Origin of the sequence: Caulobacter sp. SSI4214 (assembly GCF_012184455.1) — a bacterium.
Taxonomy (GTDB): Bacteria; Pseudomonadota; Alphaproteobacteria; order Caulobacterales; family Caulobacteraceae; genus Caulobacter; species Caulobacter vibrioides_E.
Window position 1 is genome coordinate 1 of record NZ_SZWJ01000170.1, and the last position, 2893, is coordinate 2893.

2 protein-coding genes, 1 tRNA gene and 2 pseudogenes are annotated in these 2893 nt (G+C 69.1%); 1 reads left to right on the forward strand and 4 read right to left on the reverse strand.

All coding sequences use genetic code 11. The annotated features are described in order from the left end of the window. Both FCU40_RS22885 and FCU40_RS22890 read right to left on the reverse strand, forming a co-directional pair. Positions 1 to 168, reverse strand: a pseudogene (locus FCU40_RS22885) (carbonic anhydrase); the annotation flags it as partial. Positions 169 to 271: 103 nt separating this feature from the next. Next, a complete protein-coding gene (locus tag FCU40_RS22890) occupies positions 272 to 583 on the reverse strand; it encodes a hypothetical protein (protein ID WP_004618049.1) in 312 nt (103 codons plus the stop codon). 142 nt (positions 584 to 725) lie between these two features. Here FCU40_RS22890 and FCU40_RS22895 point away from each other — a divergent pair, with 142 nt between their 5' ends. Next, on the forward strand, positions 726 to 2381 hold the full coding sequence (locus FCU40_RS22895) for a hypothetical protein (RefSeq protein WP_168078098.1): 1656 nt from the start codon (positions 726 to 728) through the stop codon (positions 2379 to 2381). Between the two features lie 32 nt (positions 2382 to 2413). Here FCU40_RS22895 and FCU40_RS22900 read toward each other — a convergent pair. Continuing rightward, a tRNA-Thr gene (locus FCU40_RS22900) sits at positions 2414 to 2489 on the reverse strand. Positions 2490 to 2530: 41 nt separating this feature from the next. Then, positions 2531 to 2893, reverse strand: a pseudogene (locus tag FCU40_RS22905) (heme biosynthesis protein HemY); the annotation flags it as partial.

The following is a 2893-nucleotide window of genomic DNA, read 5'->3' on the forward strand; positions in this document are numbered from 1 at the left end:
CTTGTCCAGGGCGGCCTTGTCGGACGCCTGGGTCTTCAGCGCCTTGCGCGTGCGGCGGCCCTTCTTGGTCAAGAGGCTGGGCTTGGGCGGATCGTCACCCTCGGCGAAGGCCAGGGCCGGCGCGGCCAGACCCGCCAGCGCTCCCAAGAGGAGCCGTCTCGAAACCATCTCGTCCCCCGACGCGGTCTAAGGTCCAGCGACCCTAGGGCGACGGGCTCAAGGCAAGGTTAACCGAAGCGTCGGCGACCTTTTTGTCGCACCGAACGGGGCGTCACGAGCGGCTGAGATCCATGCCCAGGGTCGGCCCGATCCCATCGGGATGGTCGCCGAAATAGTGACCCTCCGAACGGCGCTTGGCCACGGCCTCGAGCCGCCGGCGCAGGTCTTCGTTCAGGTCCAACTTCGGCGCGTCCTCGGCCGCGTCGCCGTCGTCGGCCGGGATCGACGCGGCGATCACCTGCCGCAACCGCGCCCCAAACCGCGCGTCGTCGTGACTGCCCGTCTCGGGCGGCGCGTCGAGGAAGGTCATCACCTCCTCCAGAGCGGTTTCGTCATCAACGGCGGGATGGGCGGTCTTGGTCATGGCGACGCTCCTTGTGTCAGGAGAACGGGGCCCGCCACGGCAAAGTTCCGCGACAGTCGTCAAAGCGGTGGCGCGGAGCGAGAAACCACCTCAGGATGTCGAGGCGGCGAAGAAACGGGGAACGGTCTTGCGTGGATTGGCGATGGTCCTGGCAATCGCGCTGGGCTTGGCGACAACGGCGGCGGCCCGGACCGCGCCGGTCACCTATACGGTCTCGCCACGCTTCGATCATGGCGCCCTGGTCGCGCTACGGGTCCGCATCGACCTGATCGCGGACGCCAGCGGTCGCGCGCGCCTTCAGCTCCCCGATCACTGGATGGGTCATGACCGTTTGTGGCGAAACTTCCGCGACCTGACCGTCGACGGCGTCGCCTCGATCGCCGAGGACGGAGACAGCGTCCGCGTCGTCCGCGCGACGCCGGGCAGCCGCCTGACCGTCCGCTACGATATTCCGTCCGCGATCGACCACGAGCCGAAAGACTCCGACCCCGATGGCTCGCCCGCCCTGCCTTGGGTGCGACCGGACTGGTTCTACGCCTTGACCGCCACCGCGCTGCCCAGGATCGAGGGGCATGACGACGCGCCGGCCCAGTTCCGCTGGTCGGACTGGCCCGAGGGCTTTCCGGTCGATTCGTCCTTCGCCGGCCAGGCCAAGCTGACGGTAGGAGACATGGCTCGAGGCCAGCTGATCGGCGGTCGCGGCCTGCGGACCACGCGCGCCGGCCCGCTGCGGTTGGTCATCCACGGCCGGCTGGACGCCGTTCCCGACGCCGTGCTGGCCCAGGAACTCTGGACGATCCTTCGCGCCGAACGCGCCTTTTTCGGCGACGACGCCGGCGCGCCCTACATGGTCGCCGCCGCGACGATCGCCTCGGTCGGCGACCAGTCTTTCCACGGCGTCGGCCTGAACAAGGCCTTCAGCCTGACGGCGACGCCCGGCATGACGCTGGAGGATCTGCGTCCCTATCTCGCCCACGAGTTCTTCCACGAATGGAACCCGTCTAGGCTGGGGGCGCCCCTCCTGGAGCCGCGACGCTACTGGTTCAGCGAGGGCTTCACCGACTTCTACATGCGTCGGCTCCTGGCGCGCGAGCGCCTGATCACGCCCCCGCAATTCGTCGCGCTGTGGAACGATATGCTGCGCGCCTACGCCGCCTCGCCGGCCCGGCGCATGACCGGCCAAGAGGCTGGAAAGGCGTTCTGGACCGACCCCATGGCCGAGAAGCTGCCCTATCAGCGCGGAGCCTTGCTGGCGGCGCTGTGGGACGAGCGGCTGCGCGCCAAGGGCGCCAGCCTCGACAACGTCCTGCGGACCCAGGCCAAGGCCGCCGCCGCCCGTCCCGATGTCTCGCCGATCGATCTCTTCGCCGAGGAAATGGCCAAGCATGGCGTCGACGTCGCGCCCGATATCGAAACCTACGCCAAACGCGGCGAGCCGATCGTCTTGACCCCCACCGCCTTCGCGCCCTGTGCTGACGTCATCGAGGTCACGGTTCCGACGTTCGACCTCGGCTTCACGCCCAAGGCCGACGACTCCGGCGTTCTGACCGTCACCCAACTCCGCCCGGACACGCCCGCCGCCCGCGCCGGCTTGCGCGACGGCGACGTCATCGCGCGGAAGCGGGCCGGAACGAACGGCGACTCGACCCAGCCCTACGATCTCGACGTCCGCGGCGCCGACGGCGTGACGCGCGCGGTCAGCTTCCTGCCGCAAGGCGCCGGCCAGATAAGCTTCCAAAAGCTGAGCCTGCGCCCGGAAGCGGCGGCCAATCCGGCCCTATGCGGCTTCAAGCGCTAGGCGCCTCGATCCGACGATATTCTGGAAAAGAGTGGTGCCGCCTAGGTGACTCGAACACCTGACCTACGCATTACGAATGCGCCGCTCTACCGGCTGAGCTAAGGCGGCCCACGGACCCCGAAGCGGCTGCCCCGGGGCGAAGGGAGCGCCTATTTAGCGGCGCGCGAGCCGCTTGCCAAGCGCCGTCTTGCGCCAGATTTGCGACGAGGGGCCGGACCGCCGCCTTTGGGACCCTCCGGAGGGTCGGAAATCGGCGGGGCGTCGAAGACGCCGGGGTCGTCCGGAATGGGCAGCAGGGCCCCGCCGGTCTCGGCCGCGCGGATGAATGGGGTCGATTCCACATAGGCCGAGGGCAGTTCGGGCAGGTCGTTCATCGTCCGCTCGCGGCGCTCGTGGCGCGGATGGATCAGCTGGCCGGTCTCGACATAGCTGACCGTCAGGCGGGCCCAGTCCTCGTGGTGATAGGCGAAGGCGCGGCCCTCGGGGTCGAGATCGGACCAGTCGGGCTCGCG